Source organism: Pseudovibrio japonicus (genome assembly GCF_014651595.1).
Taxonomy (GTDB): domain Bacteria; phylum Pseudomonadota; class Alphaproteobacteria; order Rhizobiales; family Stappiaceae; genus Pseudovibrio; species Pseudovibrio japonicus.
The window spans coordinates 81,962-102,406 of the sequence record NZ_BMXE01000002.1; the positions used below are offsets into that span (position 1 = coordinate 81,962).

Here is a 20,445-nt window from a genome sequence, read left to right on the forward strand (position 1 = left end):
GACATTGATCTCATCCTCATAAATAGCTGAACTCGGGCCTTTTCGCATTTAGAGCATGCAGCGTTTATGTGACTTCACGCACCACGCTCTAAAGGTTCTTTCGCGCGTCTTCTTCTCCCAAAACCGGACACATTTTTCGAGAATAGGCCCTAGCGTTTGTAGATGATCGGGAACCAGTCTTCGCGCAGGATCTGTCCGGGTTTCATGTCGTGGCCGGGGAACGGGGGCGAGGTACGGCCCGGTCGTTCGATGTAGCGGGCATCATCGCCCAGCAAACGCAGGGAGAATGCGCGGCGGCGCTTTTCAGTGGTGTTGCCGCGTGCACCGTGCAGGACGTAGTAGTTGAATGCGACCGCATCGCCCGGCTCCATCTCCCACTCACGGATCGGCATATCCTCCGCGTCCGGATCTGGGACCGGCATGTATGCATCACTGTCAAGGTAAAAGTTTTGCTCCGAAAGCCAGCGGGTTGGTAGCACGGGCTTTTCCCAGAGGTGGGACCCGGCAACGCAGCGCAACGTGGCATCGGTTACAGGATCCATGGGAGACCAGAAGCTGACTGTTTGCTTGCCCTCGACAAAGTAGTAGGGGCCATCCTGATGCCATGGTGTGGCTTTGTTGGTTCCCGGTTCCTTGACCAGCACATGGTCGTGGAACATCTGAACGGTTTGAGACTGCATCAGATCGGCTGCTGCCTCTGCTGCCGATGAGTTGTTCACCACCTCAACAAACTCTGGAATGCGCTGCCAGTTGCAATAATCATCGAAGAAGCGACCGCCCTCGCCTTCCTTCAGGTTTTCTGCCGCGTATTCACCCGGCTCCGCCATGTTTCGCTCAATCCCTGCCCTGATCTGATCTACGTGATCCTTGAAGAGGCCTTTGATCAGAACGACGCCCTCACGCTGGTAGGTGTCGATGTGGTCCTGAGTGATAAATGAAGATCGCATAGTCCCGTCCAGTCTGTTAGCGAAGCTGACAGTCTGGACCGAGTTTTATTCGGGATAAATACAACTTATGCCGGGAGGCTGGGAGATTTATTCAGGCAACCGTTGCGAAGGGCTGGCCGACCTTTACCAGCGTTTCCTTGCCTGCTGCACTGTTGGCAACAAGGTCTTCGCTGAAGTTCACCGTACCCGGCTCAAACACGACGACAACGGTAGAGCCTCCGAACTTGAAGTAGCCTTTTTCGTCCATCTTTTCGACATGGCCCGAAGTTTTGGTGTTTACGATGCTGCCTACACCAAAAGCGCCCACTTCCACGTAGCACATGGTGCCTGCATTTTCTGTTTTGACGAGGGTGTAGCTGCGTTTGTTTTCGCCAAACACATCAGGCCCTGCGCCCAGCGCGATCGGGCTTACGGAGTGGTAGGCGCCCGGAATATCTTTTGCATCAACAATCTCGCCAGCGCATGGGAAGTGGTAGCGGTGATAGTCTGCCGGACACAGGCGCACAATGGCAAGCGCTCCGCCGATAAACCGATCCGCAATGCCGGGCAGCATCTTGCGGATGGAGAACGGGTGCCCCTTGACCGGAATGAAGGTGTCTTCATCCAATTGCGGCAACACCAGCACGCGGCCATCTGCCGGGCTGACGATGGTGTCCGCGCCCTCATCATACGGGCGGGTGCCGTCTTTCAGGTGTCGGTAGAAGAACTCGTTGAAGGAGCCAAAGCTTTCCTGCGGGTCTGCAAACTCGGAAGTGTCGATGCTCAGTTCGTCAATGGTCTTCTGGATTTGGCCTTTAGAGAGCGAGTTATCGAAAAACCACCCCATGACCTTACTGAGAACGGCAGAACGGAACATCAGTTTTTCGATCAGGCCGGAGCTGGAATCCTGATAGGCCCAGCGTATCCACTTCTCCCCCAGAACCGTTTCTTCAAACTCTTTGCCGGTTTCACGGTCGATAACGATAATGGGTTGTTTCTGAGACATCTGGCAGCCTTGTTCGCGAATAACGAGGCTTTACTAGGTGAGATACCCGGAGAAGGCAAGCCAAACAGCAAGTAACCATCATAGACATTCGTTTGCGCAGAGCAGAAGTTCATGATCGCATTGCTGAAGCAGCAAAACACAAGAAAACGCTGATGTTTCAGCGCGTGTTGCAAGCTGTGTTTGAATAGGTTTTGCAACATTTGTCTGTAATCCTGCGCCAATACGATGCCTTTAAATTCGGGATTGGAACACAGAATGAGACGCATGTTTACAACAGGCCTGAGCCTGATTGCTCTTGCTGGTCTGGTTGGATGTCAGACGGTAACACCCGGTCAGGGCCGTCTTGGTGGCGGGACTGTGGAGTTTCAGGTAACCGAGGGTTTCTTTGGTAACGGAGCTGCTCAGACAACGGCTACATTGCCTAATGGCGACGTGTACACCGGAGAGATGATTACAGCCCGGTCGGTGACAACCGGTGTTGAAGAAGATCCATTCGGTGGATACGGGTTTGATGATTTCGACGACTTCGATGACTTTGACGGATTTGATGACGATCCGGGCTTTGTCGCGACCTACTCAACCACCTATAGCCCCTACGCTCGTGGCGTTCTGTTCAGCGGAGACCGGACCATGCGCTGTGTGGTCACGCTTGCTAGTCCGCCCGCAGGCTTTTCAGCAGGTGGTACCGGACAATGCCGCCTCTCAAGCGGTGGCAGCTTCCCCGTGGAGTTTTAGAGAACACTTTTCTTAGTTTACGCAGATCAAAGCCCCTGACCGATAGTCGGTTCAGGGGCTTTCTGCTGTGAGCGTTGCAAGGTCGTTCGGCTGGGTGCGGTTACTCTACCCTCTCCGGCATGCCTTTGCCGTTGTTCCACCAGCGGTTGGGGTTGGTGCTGTTGGGGTTGTAGGCGGCGCGGCTGGCCCAATCTTCGCGGAGGAAGATGACGGGTTCTTCGTAGTGGTGGACCTGGATGATTGCATCAATGACTTTTTCGAGCACCTTGAGGTCACGCTCAATGGAGATCTTGAGTTCCACCATGGGGTAGGTTTCGGTCATGCCCGCCTTGAACCCCTCGATATGGGTTGTGGTGGTGGAGTTGGGTTCGGGCTGAGCTGTTTCTTTGCCGACTGCGGAGATGCTTGCGTTGCGCTGGTAGCGGCCAAAGCTGAGTGGATGCACCTGCATCACGGCATCCAATATACGGTCTGTATCTTCTGGCAGGGTTTGGATTTCGATGGTCCAGACAGGCTCAAAGCGCCCCGACTTTGCCTTGTAGGTTGATAGATCGCTCAATATTCTCTCCCATCATTTTAGCTTCTTCCCATTGCCGCGAAACGTGCCGTAGAGGCCTATGATGCCGACTGCACAAATGAACACGCCAGCAACGACGTTGAACAGCGTGCCTTGATAAAAGGATGAATAAGCAAAGTAGGCGCCGTAAGCACTGAGGAAGCAAGTGATCAACACGTACAAGACTTTGCGGAAATTACGCATGATGTGGCCTCGCGGTTGCAGGGAGCTGGGTGGAGCCTAGCAGATTCACGGTGGTTTGCGTCTCTGGTTGAGCTAAGTTCTGACAAAACAAATATCGCGTTAGAACTTTGCAACAGGTACATTTCTTTGCTGACAAATATAAAAGTAAAAAATCAATTTCGCGCATGTAGCCTTGGCAACTTTCAATCCAGTATCGCTGTATTAATTGTGTTAAGCCGGAGATAAGTTACTCAAGGGGATTTCCGCGTCCTTACCTGAGCGATGGATACTTAAAGCGAACGGAGCTGACTTTGGTCATAGTGCCATATTAAGTTCCAGCAAGACCACCTACCGAAATCAGAAAAATAACAAAACTAGAGCCTCGGATAGGAGTTACGTATGCATACATCGGTCGGTAGCCCCCATTACACACATGGTAGCGATGAAAACTCTTTCGAACGCTACGAGCTTTTCAATGATGTTTTGCTACCAGCGACGCAGCAGGGCATATCCAGTTTGCCGCAGCGAGCGGACATGAAGGTATTAGAAGTTGGTTGCGGTATTGGTGATACCGCCTGCTACTTTGCGCAGGAAGTTTGCCCTGAAGGCCATGTCACGGCTTTTGATATTTCCAAGGAACTTTTGGCCGTCGGGCGCAAGAATGCAGAAGAACGGGGCATCCAGAATATCAGTTTTGTCTGTGCAGATGCTTTTGACTTCGATTATGCAGAGGAGCACTATGATCTTATTCATACCCGCTGCGTCTTGATACACTTACGCGATCCAGCCACGATAGTCTCCAAGATATACAAGGCTCTTAAACCTTCTGGTTGGCTGTTTGTAGAAGAAGAATATACGCCGGTGCGAGGTTCGGCCAATGAGCTTTGGCAGAAAAGATTTGTGGTTTGGTTAGAGCAAATTGTGCGTTCAGGCGGCGGCCATCCTTTCTTTACGCGGCGCCATTTACCTGACCTCATGGCTTCCATTGGCTTTCAGGATATTCGTGCGGAAAATTTCGTCTTTACTCCTGATCAGGAGAAATATTTCAAGATGATTTCCCTGGCCCTTTCCCGCGAGCTCAAGGCCGGTTTGATTCAGGAGGAAATTGCGAGTGAGAACGTAGTCGAACAAATGCTGCAGATGTTCAAGAGCATAGATACTTCGATCTCCAACCAGACAATTAACATGCCACAAGTTTTCGGCAGTAAACCCGAATAATCTGGCCTTCCCCAACGCTACCAAGGATCACTCATGATGGGTTCTTGCTTGATGGTCCATTGTCGCATTTTTTCAATACTTGGCCTGAGCGCATCCGTAAGGTCTTACTTACTGAAACAGGAGTAAGTCCATGAATTTGAAATACGTTATTCTGTATGTTGAAAGCCCGCGCGATACGATCAGCTTTTACTGCAAGGCGTTTGATTTGAAGCCGGGGATTATCACCGAAGACGGGGATTATGGTGAGGTGAAGACCGGATTGACGACACTGTCATTCTCCTCCCTCAAGCTAATGGAAAACCTTGGTAAGTCTCCCTCACGTGCGGATGCAAGCCGACCGTGCTTTGAGATTGCGTTTGAGACTGACGATGTGGCTGGCGGACTTGCAAAAGCTTTGGCTGCGGGGGCTGATCTTGTGCAGGATGTGAAGGAAGAGGCGTGGGGTCAGACGACGTCCTATGTGAAGGACATGAATGGCTTTCTGATTGAGATCTGCTCGCCGGTGACAGCTCCGGCCTGAGGCTGGCGCCTATGCAAACGCGATGGATTGGGCTTGTTGCTTAAGGCCGGGATTTGCCGCGAATTGGATGGGCGAGACGCCGAACCAGCGCTGGAACTCACGGGTCATGTGGGCCTGATCCGAGAAGCCGTTGTCGAGAGCAAAGTCGGCCCAGCTTTCGGCAGTGTCGATGTGACGGGAGGTTTTGCGAATGCGGGCGAGCTGGCGCCAGTAGACCGGTGCACGGTTGGTGTGTTGCGCCAGTAAGCGCTGCAGGGTTTTGAGCGTCACCCCCAACGCTCCAGCGGAGGCAGCGATGGATAGTTGCTCCTCCGCGATGCAGCCCAGCGCCTCGGATACTCTGGGGTTGAGGGCTGTGTGATCAGACAGAATATTACAGATGGTGGTTTCATCCCACGAGCCGATCGTGCCCAGTGCTTTGATCAGGTCGGGTTGGTTGACCTCGACGCCCGGCTTCAGGCGAAAGCCGATCATGCGGTTTACGACTGCGCCTCCGGTTTGGTGAGGCGTGTCGTACAGATCCGTTACCTGCCATAGAGGCGCCCTGCCCTCTATTTCCGCGACAATCAGGTCTCTGCAGCCATCGGGCAGGATTGGGCCGGAGGTGCCGAGTGCTCCGGCGTGCTGCCAGATTTGCGCGAGGGTACCGGGCTGTCGATTGTTCGTCTGATTTTGCTGCAAACCTTCCCTCCCTTTGCGCTTGATGTTGCCCTTTACACTTCATAGTGTGGTGCTCGTATTTCTTCAATTCTATTTATAAAATTTGGAGGTCCCATGTCTGTAGATGTCGCCAAGCAATATAAAACCAGTTCAAACCTCAGAACACGGGCGAACCTGCATCGACGGTATGCCAATACCAGCTGGTTTAGTTGGGCTGGCGAGCGAATGGGCTTTAGCGAGGGCTGTACGGTTGCTGATATCGGTTGCGGTGCGGGGTGGTTCTGGGCTTCCAATCAGCATCAGTTGCCAGATGGACTGGAGGTTTCGCTCGTTGATCAGTCGGAACAGATGGTGGCCGAGGCCAAGGCGGCGCTGAGCAAGCTTTCTGCTATCAAGCAGGTCGCGGGTTATGTGAATCAGGCAGAGGCCATGCCTTTTGAGGATGCTTCGTTTGATGTGGTGATAGCAATGCACATGGTTTACCACCTCAGTGATCCGGACAAGGCATTGGATGAGATGCGGCGTATATTGAAGCCGGGTGGGCGGCTGGTCATTACGCTTAACAGCGCAGCCGATCTGAAGCAGGTTTATGAGTTAAACAGCCGCGTGTTTGATGTCTCGCCGATAACCCCTTCTGTCGTGATGGCGCCACCGGAAGAAGTTGAGGCACGGCTTGCGCAGCGGTTCCAGTCCGTGAGCAAGCTGACCTATCAAGACATCTACGCCATTGATGATGTGGAGACTGTGTTTGCAACGCTGACCTCCTACCCACCTGGCAATGAGGCCAGTGACGCACAGCAGGCGCAGCTGCGGGCGGAAATCACCAAACGCCTTGAGGAGCACGACGGCGTTATGCATACGCCCCATGAAATGCTCATGTTGATTGCTGAATAGGTTACTTGGACAGCAGAAATGCAGGCTTTTTTTAAAGCTGATGGAAACGCTCCGTATCGCTAAATGCACGCGAGAAGCTGGTTGCTTTAAAGGAGCGTTTCTATGTCATCCCCATCAACGAAAGTATCCCTTTCGACTTACCTCTTTCTTCGCCTCAAAGAAATTGGTGTCCACCACGTCTTCGGGATTCCGGGTGACTATGTTCTGCCGCTCTTTGATGAACTGATTGATCAGGACCATGGGGTGGACCATGTACTGGTTTGCAACGAGCTGAATGGCGCTTATGCCGCCGATGGGTATTCCAAGATGTCCGGATTTGGCGCGGTTGCGGTGACCTATGGGGTTGGTTCGCTAAGCACAGCAAATGCGGTGGGTGGCGCCTACGCGGACAGCACGCCCATGATTGTGATTGCTGGCACACCGACCGTGGAGGTTTTGAACACGCCCACCGCACACAAACTGCACCATGTGCTTGATACCAATTTCAATGCGTGTCTGGATTCTTTCCGTCCAATTACAGCAGCTTCTCATCGATTGACACGTTTGGAGACGGCTCCAGCTGAAATTGACAAACTCATTCGCACTGCGCTGCAAGATAAGAAGCCGGTCTATCTTGAGATTCCCTACGACCTTCAGTTGGCAGAAGTGGACCTGCCAGTCGAGCCGTTTGATCTTTTGCTGAGGCAGTCTTCTCGGGTGAACCTGAAAGAGGCCTTGTGCCATGCGGTTGGTCTTCTCAACAGCTCAAAAACCCGCTGTGTTGTAACAGGCCATCTATTGCAACGCGAGAAGCTGATTGAAGATACCGAGAACCTTATTGATGACCTCAATGCCAGTGTTGCGACAACGTTTGTCGGAAAGATTCCTACGTTTGAAGGGCACCCCAATGCAGCAGGCCTTTATATGGGGGCCATGAGCTGTGATGCGACAAGGACCATCGTTGAGACAGCCGATCTGGCGATTGTAGCTGGCATGACGCTTAACGAGTTCGACACCGGCATCTTTACCAGCAAGATCGGGGCAAATCAGGATTGCATCTGGATGGATTTTGATCAGGTCATCATCAACAATCAGGTCTATGGTCAGGTCTATCTGCGGGACTTTTTGCCAGAGCTGGCCAAAGAGGCCGAACTTGACCAAGTCGGGACACTGGATATTCCCAAGGATGCCCGGCTCTTTCATTTTCAACGAAGCGATGCCTTTAAGCCAACTGATGCAAAACTGACAATCGATCGTCTATTCATCCAACTTGCCAATTATGCAAAGCCCGGAGACGTGATGTACGGAGATACGGGCGGGTACATCAATGCTGCTCAGGCGGAGTACCCTGCTGGTGTCGATATCCATGGCTGCGGTAACTATGGATCACTGGGCGCAGGCTTTGCGCTGTTCTGTGGCGGGATCTTTACGTACGAAGCTGCGGGGCGACGTTGCTACATGATCACCGGTGACGGTGCGTTCCATATGACCGCACAGGAGCTTTCTACGTTGATCAAATATGAGACCGACTGTGTTGTCTTTATTCTGGATAATAAGGGGTATGGTGCGGAGCGGCAGATTTACCCCGGTAAGGAGCGGTCCTACAACAACACACCTTTGTGGAACTACGAGGAACTGGGTTCTGCCTTTGGAGGCGTGGAGGGTAAGACCTGCAAGAGCTTTGTTGCACGCACCGAAAAGGATATGGCCAAGGTGCTGGACAAGCTGGACGAGCCCACTGGTGTTAATATCGTACGTATTCTGCTCGACCCATGGGACACGGCCGCCTTCAACGTCAAGTTCAGCGAAGCGCTGCGCCACTGAGCGGGCTTAACGCTCTTCCTCTTCGGCCAGATAGCGTTCCAGTTTGTCTTTGTTGGCGACTTTGAGCTCGCGGCCCCGTTTTTCGGCAAACCCCTGCTCGATCAGCTGGCTGACGGCACGGCGGTAGACACGCTCCGAACACCCGAAACGCTCGGCTTCTTTAAAGACACGCTCAAACTGGATGGCTGGCTTGTTGCCCAGCTCGCGGAGCAGCAGGTCCTTGGCGATGTTGTAGGCCAGCGGGTACATGAAGTGAGAGGTCATCCGATCCATCACCTCCTGATAGGTATCTGCCAAGGACTGGCTGAGCCAGATTCCCACATGCGGGTACTGCACCAGTAATGCTTCCAGATCTGCATTCGGGATCACCCGTACACTGACCGGGCTGTCACAACGAATATCGAACTGGATGGGTTTGCCGGTGAAAAACTCCATCTCACCATACAGGCGATCTTCAACGCTAAATCTGCCGTGACTGAAGCGCCTGCCATTGGCCGCTGTGAAGCTGACCGTGCAGAAACCATCCTCGATCCAATAGAGGTGCTCCAGGTTCTGGCCTTGCCTGAGTAAGTATTCTCCCGGCTTCATTTGGCGCCGAAGAAACGGACCAGTTTTGATCCATTCTAATACTTGCCTGTGTCCAATTTCTGCGAGAGATTTAATTGTCATTTTTGCATTATTTAATTCAGATATTCGGACATTTGTCCTGTTTTTGGGCCAGCGATATTTCTAGGTTCCTCCCAAGAAGATGCATAGGGAGAAACCGATGACACCGCATATCAACGCTCAGGCTGGAGACTTTGCCGAAACAGTCCTCATGCCGGGTGATCCGCTTCGTGCAAAGTATATTGCAGAAACCTATCTGCAAAATGTGCGCGAAGTTACAAACGTGCGTAATGTGCTTGGTTTTACTGGGGAATACAAGGGTAAGCCTGTCTCCGTTATGGCGCATGGTATGGGTATGCCGTCCATTTCGATCTATGCACATGAGCTGATCAACTTTTATGGTGTAAAAAAACTGATCCGCGTCGGCAGCTGCGGTGGTGTTGATGAAGAGCTGAAACTGCGCGACCTGATCGTCGCAACCGGTGCCAGCACCAACTCCTCCATGATCCGTGATCGCTTTGCCGGCTATGATTATGCTGCTGCTCCTGACTTTGAACTGTTAAAGGCGTGTTCCGATGCTGCTGGTGAGCTGGGTCTGTCCCCACGCTTTGGCAACATCCTTTCCGGCGACCTGTTTTACGGTTCCAACCCGGCGCTGCTGCCTGCAATGCAGAAGATGGGTGTTCTGGCTGTTGAAATGGAAGCTGCTGCACTGTTTGCAATCGCAGCGGAATTCCGCGTGAAAGCGCTGTGCGTGCTGACCGTTTCCGACCACCTGATCACCGCTGAGGAAACCACCTCCGAAGAACGCCAGAACAGCTTTAACCAGATGATGGAACTGGCTCTGGAAACTGCATATGCAACAACACCTGAAATGGCTGCAGCATAATGAATATGGAACTCGTGGGCTATCTGGCCTCAATCACTGTGATGACATCTCTTCTGATGGGCAACGTCCTGTGGCTTCGTGTGATCAACATGATCGGCTGTATCCTGTTCACCATCTACGGTGTTGCAGTTGATGCTTATCCGGTTGTCTTGCTCAACGGCATGTGCGTGTTCATCAATATTTACCACTTGGCGAAACTGAGAAAACAACAACAACAAGCACTTACGCCATTAGAAGCGTAAGGCACTCACCCCGTTAAGCCAAGGCTGGTGAACTACCGAGCCCTGAGCGGTCTTCAAGACACGCTCAGGGCTCTTTTTTGTGTGCAAGCCTAGTCCAGCAGGACATTGCGGCGAGCTTCGCTGGCGCGTTTGGTGGAGAGCAGCAGGTTGGTTTCGCTGGCTGAAATGCCATCGATGAGGCGGATGCGGCGCAGGACATCATCGAAGTGGACCAGCGTATCGGTTCCCATCTCCACGATCAGGTCCCATTTGCCGTTGGTGGTGTGAAGGGCCGTGACCTCGGTCATCTTGTAAAGGTGGTCGACAATGCGCTGAGTGCCTTTGCCCTCAATCTTGATCATCATAATGCCACGAACAGGTTGTTCAAAGACATCCCCACGCAGTACGACCGTGTAGCCGAGAATATCGCCTGCCGATTTTAGTCGCTCCATACGAGCACGCACAGTTGAGCGGGAGATCTTCAGCTCAAGAGCAAGATCAGACACGCTCGCCCGCGCATTTCTACGTAGAATCGCGATAATTTTTTGATCTATTTCATCCAAAGTGAGTAACTCTACTTATCAGAGTGGCTGTATCGGCCACCATTTTGATCACAATGAAGGCTTTTTACCGCCACTTGTACACGGATAATACCCCATATTGGAAAATTCGGGGCGTGGGAATGAAAAATATCGTTGTGCTCGTAGGGGCACCTGTACAAACAGGAACCAATATTCAGGGCTGTGTTATGGGCCCGGATGCTCTGCGGACTGCGGGACTACAAGATTCTCTAGAAGCACTGGGTTATTCCGTTATTGACCGAGGCAACATTGTGCCGGCGACAAGCCCTGACCGGGTTCACTCCAACAGCGCTGTCCACCATTTGAGTGAGACAATCAGCTGGACCGAGACGCTACACGACGTTGCTTTGAAAGAACTGCGTCAGGGTCACCTGCCTGTATTTTTGGGCGGTGATCACTCCATGGCTGCGGGCACTGTTAGCGGAATTGCCGATGCGGCGGCAGAAGCTGGCGAAGAGCAGTTTGTGCTGTGGCTGGATGCGCATCCCGACTTCCATAATCTAAGCACGACGATGAGCGGCAATTTGCATGGTACGCCAGCGGCTTACTTTTGCGGTCTCTCCGGTTTTGAGGGGTATTATCCGGAGCTGAAGACCGCAATTAAGCCAGAGAACATCTGCATGATGGGGTTACGATCCGTGGACAATGCAGAGCGCTCTGCGCTGCAGAAGAACGGCATCGAAACTCACGACATGCGCCGGATCGACGAGAATGGTGTTGCCAGACCGCTTAGTGACTTTCTTGAGCGTGTGAAGGCTGCCAAAGGTCGTTTGCACCTGAGCTTTGATGTGGACTTTCTGGACCCGGATATCGCCCCTGCGGTGGGGACAACGGTTCCGGGTGGCGCAACCTTCCGCGAAGCTCATCTGATCATGGAGATGCTTTGTGACAGCCAGCTGGTCACCTCCGTTGATCTGGTGGAGCTTAATCCATTCCTTGATGTGCGAGGCCGTACAGCAACCCTGATGACAGATTTGGTTTCCAGCTTGTTCGGCAAACAAGTGCTGGACCACCCAAACCGGGCTTGATCTCACCCAACACAAGTAAAACAGGAATTCCCCAATGGTCCAGTTCGTAAGCGTTTCCAAAATTTTGGATTTGGTCAACAAACACGGTGTCGAGACTATCTTGAAAGGTATGACCGAGTATGTGGAGGAGGATTACCGCCGCTGGCCGTTGTTTGACAAAACACCTCGGGTTGCCAGCCACTCCAAAGTTGGTGTGATTGAGCTGATGCCGACCAGTGACGGGCAGCTGTACAGCTTCAAGTACGTCAATGGTCATCCGAAGAACACGCAGGAAGGCAAGCAGACGGTTACGGCATTCGGTATGTTGTCTGATGTGGATTCCGGCTATCCGTTTTTCCTGTCGGAGATGACTGTTCTGACGGCGCTGCGCACGGCTGCGACATCGGCTATGGCGGCAAAATATCTGGCGCGTCCTAACTCGGCGACCATGGCAATCATCGGCAACGGGGCGCAGTCCGAATTTCAGGCGCTGGCGTTCAAGGCGGTGATGGGCATTACCAATCTGCGTTTGTTTGATACGGATACGGAAGCGACCCGGAAGTGCGCGGCGAACCTTGATGGCAAGGGCTTTAACATCACCATTTGCCGGAGCTCGGAAGAAGCTGTTGCCGGTGCGGATATCATCACCACTGTGACGGCGGACAAGCAAAAGGCCACCATCCTGACCGACAACATGGTCGGTGCTGGCGCGCACATCAACGCGATTGGCGGCGACTGCCCTGGCAAGACCGAGCTGCACAAAGACATTCTGCTGCGCTCCAAGATCTTCGTTGAGTATCCGGAGCAGACCCGCATTGAAGGCGAGATCCAGCAGCTGGATGATGAGCATCCGGTTGTTGAGCTGTGGGAAGTGATTGCCGGCGGCACTGAGGGCCGTACGAGCGAGCGTGACATCACGCTGTTCGACTCCGTTGGCTTTGCCATCGAGGACTTTTCCGGCCTGCGTTACATCTATGATCTGGTGAAGCAGGACGAAACTGTTCAGGACCTGGAGATGATTGCCGAACCAGCTGATCCACGCAATCTCTTTGGTCTTTTAGAGGTCAAACAAGCTGCCGAATAAGAGTAGCCTCGTTTGAACTTACCCTTTGCTCGGGGTTTGTAAGCGCCTGCCCACCCAGCAGGCGCTTTTTTTTTGTTCAATAAAGCGCTTGTTGGCAACACGGCTCGCCTTAGAGCATGTCGCGTTCGATTGAATTCAATCAAACGGAACACGCTCTTGCGGGCACATATGGTTTTCTTGATGGTATTAGAGAAGGTGGCTGAGCCTATTCAGCATGCATTATGGTAGGCATCCAAGCGACCTTCTCCGGTGCTGACCCTCTTTTGGTGAAGGTCGCGGCAGGTACAAGATTTATCGGTTGGACCAGGTTGCCCAAAGATTAGTGGCTGATGGCGTTCCACCAGACACCTGGAAGCCCAAGGTTTGGCCTTCACAGATTTGCCCAAGGCGGGCTTTTTTTACTGCGGCACGGTTTACCGCAATGTCACGGCCACCATCCTCAGGGGTAATCCAGCCTTTGCCGGACAAATGGTCAAAACTTTTTACTGTTCCAAATTTTACTAAGTTCAAATTCGTAGCCTTTCTAACTAGGTGTCTTCCAAAAGAAGACATGGGGCTCTCTCTGAGAGTTCCGCAGAGAGAGCTAAATATTTATGGTGTATGCTTATACAGTCTGAAGATCTGCAGCGGTTTTTCCGCGACCACGTGGGTCATCGACTGGCACAAAACGCAGCTTATCGCCTTCGTCAATGGACTGGATACCAGCATTTTGAAGTGCACTGATGTGAACAAACACATCTTTGCTGCCGTCTTCTGGCGTGATGAAGCCAAAACCGCGTGAATGGTCGAAGAATTTTACTGTACCGCTAATATGCATAGATGGGGTCCTTCCCGTACTTATTGCAAGGATGATTTGGTTTCAAAACCAAGCATACGTTGTGCATGCAATTTTGGTTTCGCAGATTGTCGGGAAGATCATAAGGTCAGTTATGTTGCAAATAAAACGGCAACAACAGGTATTTATATCATTCAAACCGAAAGTCTGGCACGCACCAAATTTAGCTCTTCATGCATGCGATACTTATATGCGCAGAAAAACTATTTATAGTCAAGAAAATAAGGCCCCATATATATTTAGTAGTAATTTCCTGTAGACACAGATGTTCTTTTTGATGCCCTGTAATTTAATAATATTATTAGATTTATTCATCTAAAACTTCTTGTGCCCGCAGCATTCCGAGAGACTTTTTAGTAAAGCAACTTACCAGCTAGTTATGTGCTGGATGAGCCAGTGCATTTGTGGTGTTGTCCGTCAGGTCCCACCTCTGGCTCTGAGTGGATTTTGGGGAGATGGGACGCTTCATTTGAGAAATAAAGGCATCGGGGTTGAGTAAAACCCTATTTCCTCCAGCGCTGAAATATCCTAGTAGTTTTGCTTGGTAACAGAGCGAAGGCCCTCCCCTTCGGTTTCCTACCCTCCCTCCACACAGCGCTTTTGTGCCCAAAAGCGCGCGCAGCATTGGTTTGTCAGAAGAATGAATAATTTTGTCGCTGCTTCTCAGAAGATTGCGAAGGACTCCGTTGGCCTGTTCTGGATCATGTTAAAGACCATGGTTCCGGTAATGATACTCGTGCGCATCGCGATGGAACTTGGGCTGGTTGATTATCTGGGCGTGGTGCTTGAACCGCTGATGGGCCTGATGGGTCTGCCTGCCGCAACCGGCCTTGTTCTGGCTGTTGGTTTGTTGGTCAACACGTATGCTGCAGTAGCCGTGATGATTACACTGTTGCCTGTAGAGTCGCTCACCGTCGCAGATGTGACCGTGCTGCTTTCTGTTGTTCTTATTGCCCACGCACTGCCTCTAGAGCAGAGCATCTCACGGCGCGCTGGCGTTAGTTTCGTGTTTTCCTCCGGCCTTCGGTTTGTGGTGGGTGTCAGTTACGGGCTGGTTCTGAACCTGATTTATTCGGCTGGCGGTTGGCTGCAGCAGCCGCTCGAGCTTTCGTGGTTGCCCTTTACCCCGACCCTTGAAGAAACATGGCTGGAGTGGACATACTCCAGCGCCTCCCTACTCTTCACCCTGTTTTGGATCATTCTGGGGCTGATCATCTTTTTGAAGGTGCTTGAGCTGGCAAAGATCACTGACCTGATTGGGTGGTTGCTATCGCCTCTGCTGCGCCTGATGGGCATCAGCAAGGCGGCCACGCCAATCACCATGGTTGGGGTTCTGCTCGGCCTTTCTTACGGTGGTGGTCTCATCATCAAGGAAGCACAGGAAGGCAAGATGTCGTCCCGAGATGTGGTGCTCTCGCTCTCGTTCATGGGCATCTGCCATGGATTGATTGAGGACCCTCTGGTGATGATGGCCTTTGGCGCGCACTGGTCCGGTGCACTGGTAGGACGGTTCGTCTTCTGTGTGGCGGCCATGGCGCTCATTGGGCGTCTGGTCCAGATGATGCCGGAGGATGCCTTTAACCGGTTCCTCTACCGCCCAGCGAAAGCTGCACAAGCCGCTACCTAGTCGCAGTCCTTTGGTACTCCTGAGGCATGGTTACGTTTCGGGAATACCCCTCGCTTAAAATGTTCCGCAGTTTCTTCCTTGCTGGAAACAGCCAGACTGCGGAACATCTGAATGAACGAGAAAAAACAAGAAGAAAAACGCACTCCCAACGAAGCTTGGTTTGAGTCCCGATGGTGGTGGCGTGTGAAGATGTGGCTGCAGTGGACAAGCTGGTTGCAGTATCTGCCCAATGCGGTGGCGGTGGTGCTGTTGCTGGTGCTCTCCGGTCTGGGCGCACTGGTTGATGTGTGGCCCTTTCTTTTGCAGGATCTGCCGCTTCTTCTTGCGGTACTGCTGCTTATCAATCTGATCTTCGATGTTCTTAGTGTCCGGTATGGCTTCCATCCAGCGGAAGCGCTGCCGTCCAGCCACGAGCATCTGGATGCTTTTGAACTGATGAGGGCTCGGGTTTCGTGCCGCTCCTTTCAAGACCGGTTGATGAGCGAAGAGCATCGGGAACTGGTGCTTTCGCTGGCGGAGCAGTACAGCAAGCCGGAGAATTGCCTGAGCCCTCACCCCATCCGCTTTGAGTATATCGATAAACCACTGGTGGTTTGGCCTGCGGTTGGGACGAAAGAATTTCTGGTAGCAATTGCACCGCGCGAGTATCATGAAATGGCCGTGGTGGATGTGGGGCGCAGCTTGCAGAAGGTGGTGATTGAGGCCACGCGGAAAGGTCTGGCAACCTGCTGGATTGGGCCGGGTGCTGACCATGAGAGCATCATTAAGCATCTGGGGGCGCGGTTTGATCCTGAACGCGACCACATCATCTGCGTTTGCGCATTTGGGTATCGCTCGCGTTATATGCCGCTGTCGATCCGCTCAATTGTGAAAACCCAGAGGTATCGGCTGGATGTGCAGGAGCTGTTTTATGCGGATACTGATTTCAAAAAGCCGCTGAACACACAAGCGCGGCCTTATCGGACTTTTGGGCGATGCTATGAGGTGTGTCAGTGGTCGCCCTCCTCCTACAACGCTCAGCCAACACGCGGTGTTGTTGTTACGGAGCATATGAGGATTGAGCGGGTGGATTTTTGCGCGACGACACACTCGCGGTACTACGCCATGGTGGCCCTTGGCATCTGGCTGGCCAACTGGGAGTGTGGGTGTGACGCGCTTGGCAAAGCCGGACGATTTGAACAGCTCTCGCCTGATGAGCGCGGAAGCGGGCCGTTTCCTGATCTGCCACGCTATGTCATCTCATGGGTGCCTAAAGCCGCGCCTGACAAAGAAACCAAAGGCGGAGCCTAATTGTGGTTCGCTCAGGTATCATGCTCCTTCAGGAAAGCATGGATGATCTCGTGAAGACGTTTGCCGTCGAAGCTTGGGAAATGGCCGCCATGGATTGTGCGGACGGGAATATCCAGTAAGCGCTTCATGCTAGCGATATAGTCCGCCATGTTGGAGTGGTAGCAGTCCGTGACCAGTGGTCCGTCATAGACGATATCTCCGGCAATCAGGGTTTGGGTTGCCTTCTCCCAAAGCGCGATACCGCCCGGTGAGTGGCCGGGTGTATGGATCACCTCAAAATGGCGATCTCCGGTGCTGAGCACTTCGCCATCTTCCAGCAGGTGGCTGGCGGGGGCGGGTTTGACGGCATACTCGGAGGATTGATAGGGCTCGGGCGGAAGTGCATCGAAGATATCGTCAGTTACGTACGGATCGGCCAGCGTGTTCTTGCGCGTCGGGTGAGCCAACAAGTCTGCTTCGGCCTTATGGACCAAACGATGCGGGAACTCGTGCTGGCAGCCGATATGATCGAAGTGGGTGTGGCTGGCGACAGCCATAATGGACTTTTCGGCGGTGAGCGCCACATGCTTGCGCAGGCTGACAACGCCCATGCCACTATCCACCAACAGGTCCTTATGGCGTCCGCGCACATGCCAGATGTTGCAGCGGTAAAACTGCTTGATGTAGGGCTCATCAATCAGCGTGATGTCATCTGCCAGTTTGGTGGTGCGGTACCACTTCTGCGCCGGAATGCGTTCCACCCTCATTCCTCCTGCTTGATCAGAGGCGTTCATCATAACCAGCTTTGGTGGTGAGGGGGATAACTTTGTTTGCTCCGCGCCGAAGCGCCCCGCTGTAGGTTGCGGGACGGATGAGCTCAGGAAAAACGTGAAGAACGCAAACCAACGCACATTTCAACGCAAACGTGGTTATGCCCGTTCTGTCCCCGCTTTGGCATATCGCCACTGGGGAGTAACTTGCAGCGCACGCAGTCGTTGGTGTGGGCGTTTTACATGAGGATCGCCAGAGCGGGGTGCCTGCTGCCTCACCCGTGGTTTTCTGCTCAGGCGATAACCGTTGCGGCTTCCCAGTCTGTCAGGATTTGCATGATGTGACGGCTGTCTTCCGCGCTTGGGGCCGGGCTTTCCAGTTCCGTCTTTCCAGCTTCAATGGCTTCGCGGATTGCTCTGACCTGATAAAGGAACCCGTCGCCCTCTGCGGTCACAGTGCGCGTGTCTCCCTGTTTCTCGTAGGGGGTGATTGTGAAGGTATTTCCCTCAGCTGTTGGCAGCCATGGGTTGGAGTTCAATTCCAGACTGGCCTTGGAGCCGAGGACGGAGAACCTAGCGTGCAGGCCATAATCTTCTGCCGTGTGAAGCTGGCAGAGAACGCCGTTATTCAATCGTAGCGTAGCGGCGGTTTCACAAATATTCCCGTCTGCACCGCGACGTCCCATTGCCGAGATCTTATAGTTTTCAAGGATGGGGTTCGGGAACGCAGTTTGCATGAGCAGATGCACCAGTGAGACCGGATAGCAGCCAAGATTGTAGAGCACACCCTTGCTGTCCGGGTTCACGAGGTGTGCAATGGAGGCGCAATACTGGGCCGAGATGGACTGGATTTCACCTAGCTCCCCTGATGTGACCACCTCCTGAATCGCGGCGGTGAAAGGGTGGTTCAGGTACATCAGACCTTCCGCGAAGAAGACACCGTTTTCGGCAACGGCTTTTAACGCCTGATCCGTCCTATCCATATCCACGGAGAGCGACTTTTCGCAGAGGATTGCCTTACCGGCGTTCGCTGCTTTGATCACGTATTCATGGTGCACATGATTTGGGAGGGCGATGTAGATGATGTCGACGGCTTCATCTTCGATCAGCTCGTTGAAGTCATCAAAGGTGTGCTCAATATCGTACTTCTCTGCGAAGACTTTCAACGGCACCTCAGAACGGCCAGCAATGGAGTGAATCCGCATGGATCCTTCCTTGCAAATCGCGTCTGCCATAGTCAACGAGATGAAGCTCGTTCCCAGAAAGCCCCAGTTCAGTTTCGACATTGTTTTTCTCCAGAACACAGGATCCCGAGAACATCACGGGAAGAATTCCAAACTAAACCCTAATCATATTCCGGCAAGGAGAAAACACCATAGATCAAGCGCTTATTGCTTATCCAAGCTAATCGATAGAGAAAGGTTCGCCCGGGTGCGAACCTGTCTCCTACTGCACGAGAGGGCCATCAGATCCAAACAGATCTGTGCCCTGAATGTCTGCGGCACCTGCCAGAATGGTGATGTACTGGGAGACTGCTTTGGACCAGCTCGCCGCTTCCAACCACGCTTTGATGGTTTCCTCAACATGCTCGAAGGGAAGTGTGTTGCCTTCGATTTTCCGGTTCAGGAAGATGATGTGATAGCCGAACTTGGTTTCGACCGGCAGCTCTGACAGCTCACCTGCCTGCATGGACTGGAGTGCCTGTTCAAACTCCGGAACGGTGCTGCCCTTTGTCAGCTGTCCCAGATTGCCGCCGGTTTCCTTTGAAGGACAAGCGGAATACTCCAATGCCAGATCGGAGAAGGCTTCAGGTTTTGTCTGAAGTACCTTGAGCACATCATGGGCGCGGGCTTTGGCGATGCTGCGGGCAGTTTGTTGGTCTGAGCCAGCGGCAAACAGGATATGGCAGGCCTCATAGATTGGCTCTGAGCTGAAGCGGGCCTTGTTGTTTTCGTAGTAGCGCAGGCACTCGTCTCTGGACGCCGAGGGGATTGCGACCTCCTGCTCAATGAGCTCTCTGATCGCTGCATCTTCTGCGGTCTCGCAGCCGTCTTCCAGCTGCTCCGGCGTGGCCTTGATGTTCAGGGCCTTTGCTTGTTGTAGCAGTAATTCCCGCACGACCAGCGCTCTTGCTGCGGCTCTTACCGCCTGCCCCGGATTGGCGGCTGGGTGGTTTTGGGCCTCGGAGAGAATGTCCTGTTCACTGATTTGCGTCCCATTCACCGACACAGTTGTGATGACTGGCTGGCTCTTGGGCGGGACCTTGGTGCTTGGCAGGTCTATGCCTGCCGAAGCACCGTCGTCGAGGTTTGGATTGGTGTAGAGATTGGCCATTTACCCTCACTCTGCCGGATTACGAGAGTTGGTTGAGTTGCGCTCGCGCACGATCTGGTAGCCGGGACGCCAGAGGTATCTTGCCGGGACGCTGAGCATATGCACCAGACGTGTGAACGGGAAGATGAGCAGGATCGTCAGACCAACGAAGAGGTGCAGTTTGAAGATCCATGAAGAGCCCACCACATACGTTGCGACATCAGGCCTGAAGGTGAATATGCCTTGTGCCCAGTTCATGAAGTTCACCATCTCTTCCCCTTCAATGTGCTGAAGGGAGACCGGGATGGTTGCCAGCCCCAACAGGAGCTGGAAACCAAGCAGGCAGATGATGAAGGTATCCATCGGACTGGACGCTGCCCTCACCCGTGAATCGTAGAGCCTACGGTGAATGAGCATTGCGGCACCAACGATTGCGACGAGGCCCGCAATGCCTCCGACAACAATTGCCAGAATTTGCTTGGCTTCATGTCCGATCCCAATTGTCTCAAAGATCACAATCGGAGTGAGAAGACCGAAGAAGTGCCCAAGGAAAACAACAAGTACACCCACGTGGAACAGGATGGAGCCCCAGACCAATTGCTTTCGGCGCAACATCTGACTGGACCCTGCCCGCCAGCTGTAGGGCTCCCTGTCGTAGCGCACGATTGTTCCTACAATCAAAACAGAGAGGGCGATATACGGATATATTCCGAAGAACAGCGTATTGAAGAATCCAGACATA

General features: G+C 53.0%; 24 protein-coding genes. 11 read left to right on the forward strand and 13 right to left on the reverse strand.

Going from position 1 to position 20,445, the window contains the following annotated elements:
* Nucleotides 1-149 precede the first annotated feature (149 nt).
* Nucleotides 150-947, reverse strand: coding sequence for a phytanoyl-CoA dioxygenase family protein (locus tag IE076_RS05100; protein ID WP_189435713.1), 798 nt, complete (start codon nt 945-947; stop codon nt 150-152).
* A gap of 91 nt (nt 948-1,038) precedes the next feature.
* Nucleotides 1,039-1,932 (reverse strand): archaetidylserine decarboxylase, encoded by an 894-nt coding sequence (asd, locus tag IE076_RS05105; RefSeq protein ID WP_189435714.1) that lies wholly within the window; start codon nt 1,930-1,932, stop codon nt 1,039-1,041.
* A 255-nt stretch (nt 1,933-2,187) separates the two neighbouring features.
* Here asd and IE076_RS05110 point away from each other — a divergent pair, with 255 nt between their 5' ends.
* Nucleotides 2,188-2,667, forward strand: coding sequence for a hypothetical protein (locus IE076_RS05110; RefSeq protein WP_189435715.1), 480 nt, complete (start codon nt 2,188-2,190; stop codon nt 2,665-2,667).
* Nucleotides 2,668-2,767: 100 nt separating this feature from the next.
* On the opposite strand, the gene IE076_RS05115 is transcribed toward IE076_RS05110, so the two are convergent.
* The gene (locus tag IE076_RS05115; RefSeq protein WP_209008877.1) at nt 2,768-3,226 is read right to left on the reverse strand and encodes a hypothetical protein; all 459 of its coding nucleotides are present in this window, start codon (nt 3,224-3,226) and stop codon (nt 2,768-2,770) included.
* A 12-nt stretch (nt 3,227-3,238) separates the two neighbouring features.
* Nucleotides 3,239-3,427: a hypothetical protein gene (locus IE076_RS05120; RefSeq protein ID WP_189435716.1), complete on the reverse strand. Its 189-nt coding sequence runs from the start codon at nt 3,425-3,427 to the stop codon at nt 3,239-3,241.
* A gap of 378 nt (nt 3,428-3,805) precedes the next feature.
* Between IE076_RS05120 and IE076_RS05125 the strand changes: the two genes are divergently transcribed.
* Entirely contained in the window at nt 3,806-4,624 is an 819-nt protein-coding gene (locus IE076_RS05125; RefSeq protein WP_189435717.1) for a class I SAM-dependent methyltransferase, read from the forward strand.
* Nucleotides 4,625-4,754: 130 nt separating this feature from the next.
* Complete coding sequence (locus IE076_RS05130) at nt 4,755-5,144, forward strand: VOC family protein (RefSeq protein ID WP_189435718.1); 390 nt, start codon at nt 4,755-4,757, stop codon at nt 5,142-5,144.
* A gap of 9 nt (nt 5,145-5,153) precedes the next feature.
* On the opposite strand, the gene IE076_RS05135 is transcribed toward IE076_RS05130, so the two are convergent.
* A complete protein-coding gene (locus tag IE076_RS05135; RefSeq protein ID WP_189435719.1) occupies nt 5,154-5,825 on the reverse strand; it encodes a helix-turn-helix domain-containing protein in 672 nt (223 codons plus the stop codon).
* A 93-nt stretch (nt 5,826-5,918) separates the two neighbouring features.
* Between IE076_RS05135 and IE076_RS05140 the strand changes: the two genes are divergently transcribed.
* Both IE076_RS05140 and IE076_RS05145 read left to right on the forward strand, forming a co-directional pair.
* Nucleotides 5,919-6,698 (forward strand): class I SAM-dependent methyltransferase, encoded by a 780-nt coding sequence (locus IE076_RS05140; protein ID WP_189435720.1) that lies wholly within the window; start codon nt 5,919-5,921, stop codon nt 6,696-6,698.
* A gap of 102 nt (nt 6,699-6,800) precedes the next feature.
* Nucleotides 6,801-8,501: a thiamine pyrophosphate-binding protein gene (locus IE076_RS05145; protein ID WP_189435721.1), complete on the forward strand. Its 1,701-nt coding sequence runs from the start codon at nt 6,801-6,803 to the stop codon at nt 8,499-8,501.
* 6 nt (nt 8,502-8,507) lie between these two features.
* On the opposite strand, the gene IE076_RS05150 is transcribed toward IE076_RS05145, so the two are convergent.
* On the reverse strand, nt 8,508-9,170 hold the full coding sequence (locus IE076_RS05150) for a Crp/Fnr family transcriptional regulator (protein WP_189435722.1): 663 nt from the start codon (nt 9,168-9,170) through the stop codon (nt 8,508-8,510).
* 97 nt (nt 9,171-9,267) lie between these two features.
* On the opposite strand from IE076_RS05150, the gene deoD reads away from it, so the two are divergent.
* Together deoD and IE076_RS05160 are read left to right on the forward strand one after the other, a co-directional pair.
* On the forward strand, nt 9,268-9,996 hold the full coding sequence (deoD, locus tag IE076_RS05155) for a purine-nucleoside phosphorylase (RefSeq protein WP_189435723.1): 729 nt from the start codon (nt 9,268-9,270) through the stop codon (nt 9,994-9,996).
* The gene (locus IE076_RS05160) at nt 9,996-10,238 is read left to right on the forward strand and encodes a YgjV family protein (RefSeq protein WP_189435724.1); all 243 of its coding nucleotides are present in this window, start codon (nt 9,996-9,998) and stop codon (nt 10,236-10,238) included. Before deoD ends, IE076_RS05160 begins: the two co-directional genes overlap by 1 nt.
* 89 nt (nt 10,239-10,327) lie before the next feature.
* Here the strand turns inward: IE076_RS05160 and IE076_RS05165 are convergent, their stop codons facing one another.
* Complete coding sequence (locus tag IE076_RS05165; protein WP_189435725.1) at nt 10,328-10,780, reverse strand: Lrp/AsnC family transcriptional regulator; 453 nt, start codon at nt 10,778-10,780, stop codon at nt 10,328-10,330.
* 119 nt (nt 10,781-10,899) lie between these two features.
* Between IE076_RS05165 and rocF the strand changes: the two genes are divergently transcribed.
* Nucleotides 10,900-11,826: an arginase gene (rocF, locus tag IE076_RS05170; protein WP_189435726.1), complete on the forward strand. Its 927-nt coding sequence runs from the start codon at nt 10,900-10,902 to the stop codon at nt 11,824-11,826.
* Between the two features lie 34 nt (nt 11,827-11,860).
* A complete protein-coding gene (ocd, locus tag IE076_RS05175) occupies nt 11,861-12,889 on the forward strand; it encodes an ornithine cyclodeaminase (protein WP_189435727.1) in 1,029 nt (342 codons plus the stop codon).
* A 291-nt stretch (nt 12,890-13,180) separates the two neighbouring features.
* Here the strand turns inward: ocd and IE076_RS05180 are convergent, their stop codons facing one another.
* Entirely contained in the window at nt 13,181-13,441 is a 261-nt protein-coding gene (locus IE076_RS05180) for a cold shock domain-containing protein (protein ID WP_189435728.1), read from the reverse strand.
* Between the two features lie 52 nt (nt 13,442-13,493).
* A complete protein-coding gene (locus tag IE076_RS05185; protein ID WP_189435729.1) occupies nt 13,494-13,706 on the reverse strand; it encodes a cold-shock protein in 213 nt (70 codons plus the stop codon).
* A 658-nt stretch (nt 13,707-14,364) separates the two neighbouring features.
* Between IE076_RS05185 and IE076_RS05190 the strand changes: the two genes are divergently transcribed.
* Nucleotides 14,365-15,351, forward strand: coding sequence for a nucleoside recognition domain-containing protein (locus tag IE076_RS05190; RefSeq protein WP_189435730.1), 987 nt, complete (start codon nt 14,365-14,367; stop codon nt 15,349-15,351).
* Between the two features lie 111 nt (nt 15,352-15,462).
* The gene (locus tag IE076_RS05195) at nt 15,463-16,641 is read left to right on the forward strand and encodes a nitroreductase family protein (protein ID WP_189435731.1); all 1,179 of its coding nucleotides are present in this window, start codon (nt 15,463-15,465) and stop codon (nt 16,639-16,641) included.
* 11 nt (nt 16,642-16,652) lie between these two features.
* Here IE076_RS05195 and IE076_RS05200 read toward each other — a convergent pair whose 3' ends face one another.
* The 4 genes from IE076_RS05200 to narI all read right to left on the reverse strand — a co-directional run bounded on the left by IE076_RS05200 (nt 16,653) and on the right by narI (nt 20,444).
* Entirely contained in the window at nt 16,653-17,381 is a 729-nt protein-coding gene (locus IE076_RS05200) for an MBL fold metallo-hydrolase (protein WP_189435732.1), read from the reverse strand.
* Between the two features lie 302 nt (nt 17,382-17,683).
* Nucleotides 17,684-18,676 (reverse strand): Gfo/Idh/MocA family protein, encoded by a 993-nt coding sequence (locus tag IE076_RS05205; protein WP_209008879.1) that lies wholly within the window; start codon nt 18,674-18,676, stop codon nt 17,684-17,686.
* A gap of 160 nt (nt 18,677-18,836) precedes the next feature.
* Nucleotides 18,837-19,724, reverse strand: a complete 888-nt coding sequence (locus IE076_RS05210) for a peptidylprolyl isomerase (RefSeq protein ID WP_189435733.1) — start codon at nt 19,722-19,724, stop codon at nt 18,837-18,839.
* A gap of 6 nt (nt 19,725-19,730) precedes the next feature.
* Nucleotides 19,731-20,444 (reverse strand): respiratory nitrate reductase subunit gamma, encoded by a 714-nt coding sequence (narI, locus tag IE076_RS05215; RefSeq protein WP_189435734.1) that lies wholly within the window; start codon nt 20,442-20,444, stop codon nt 19,731-19,733.
* Nucleotide 20,445: the final 1 nt, after the last annotated feature.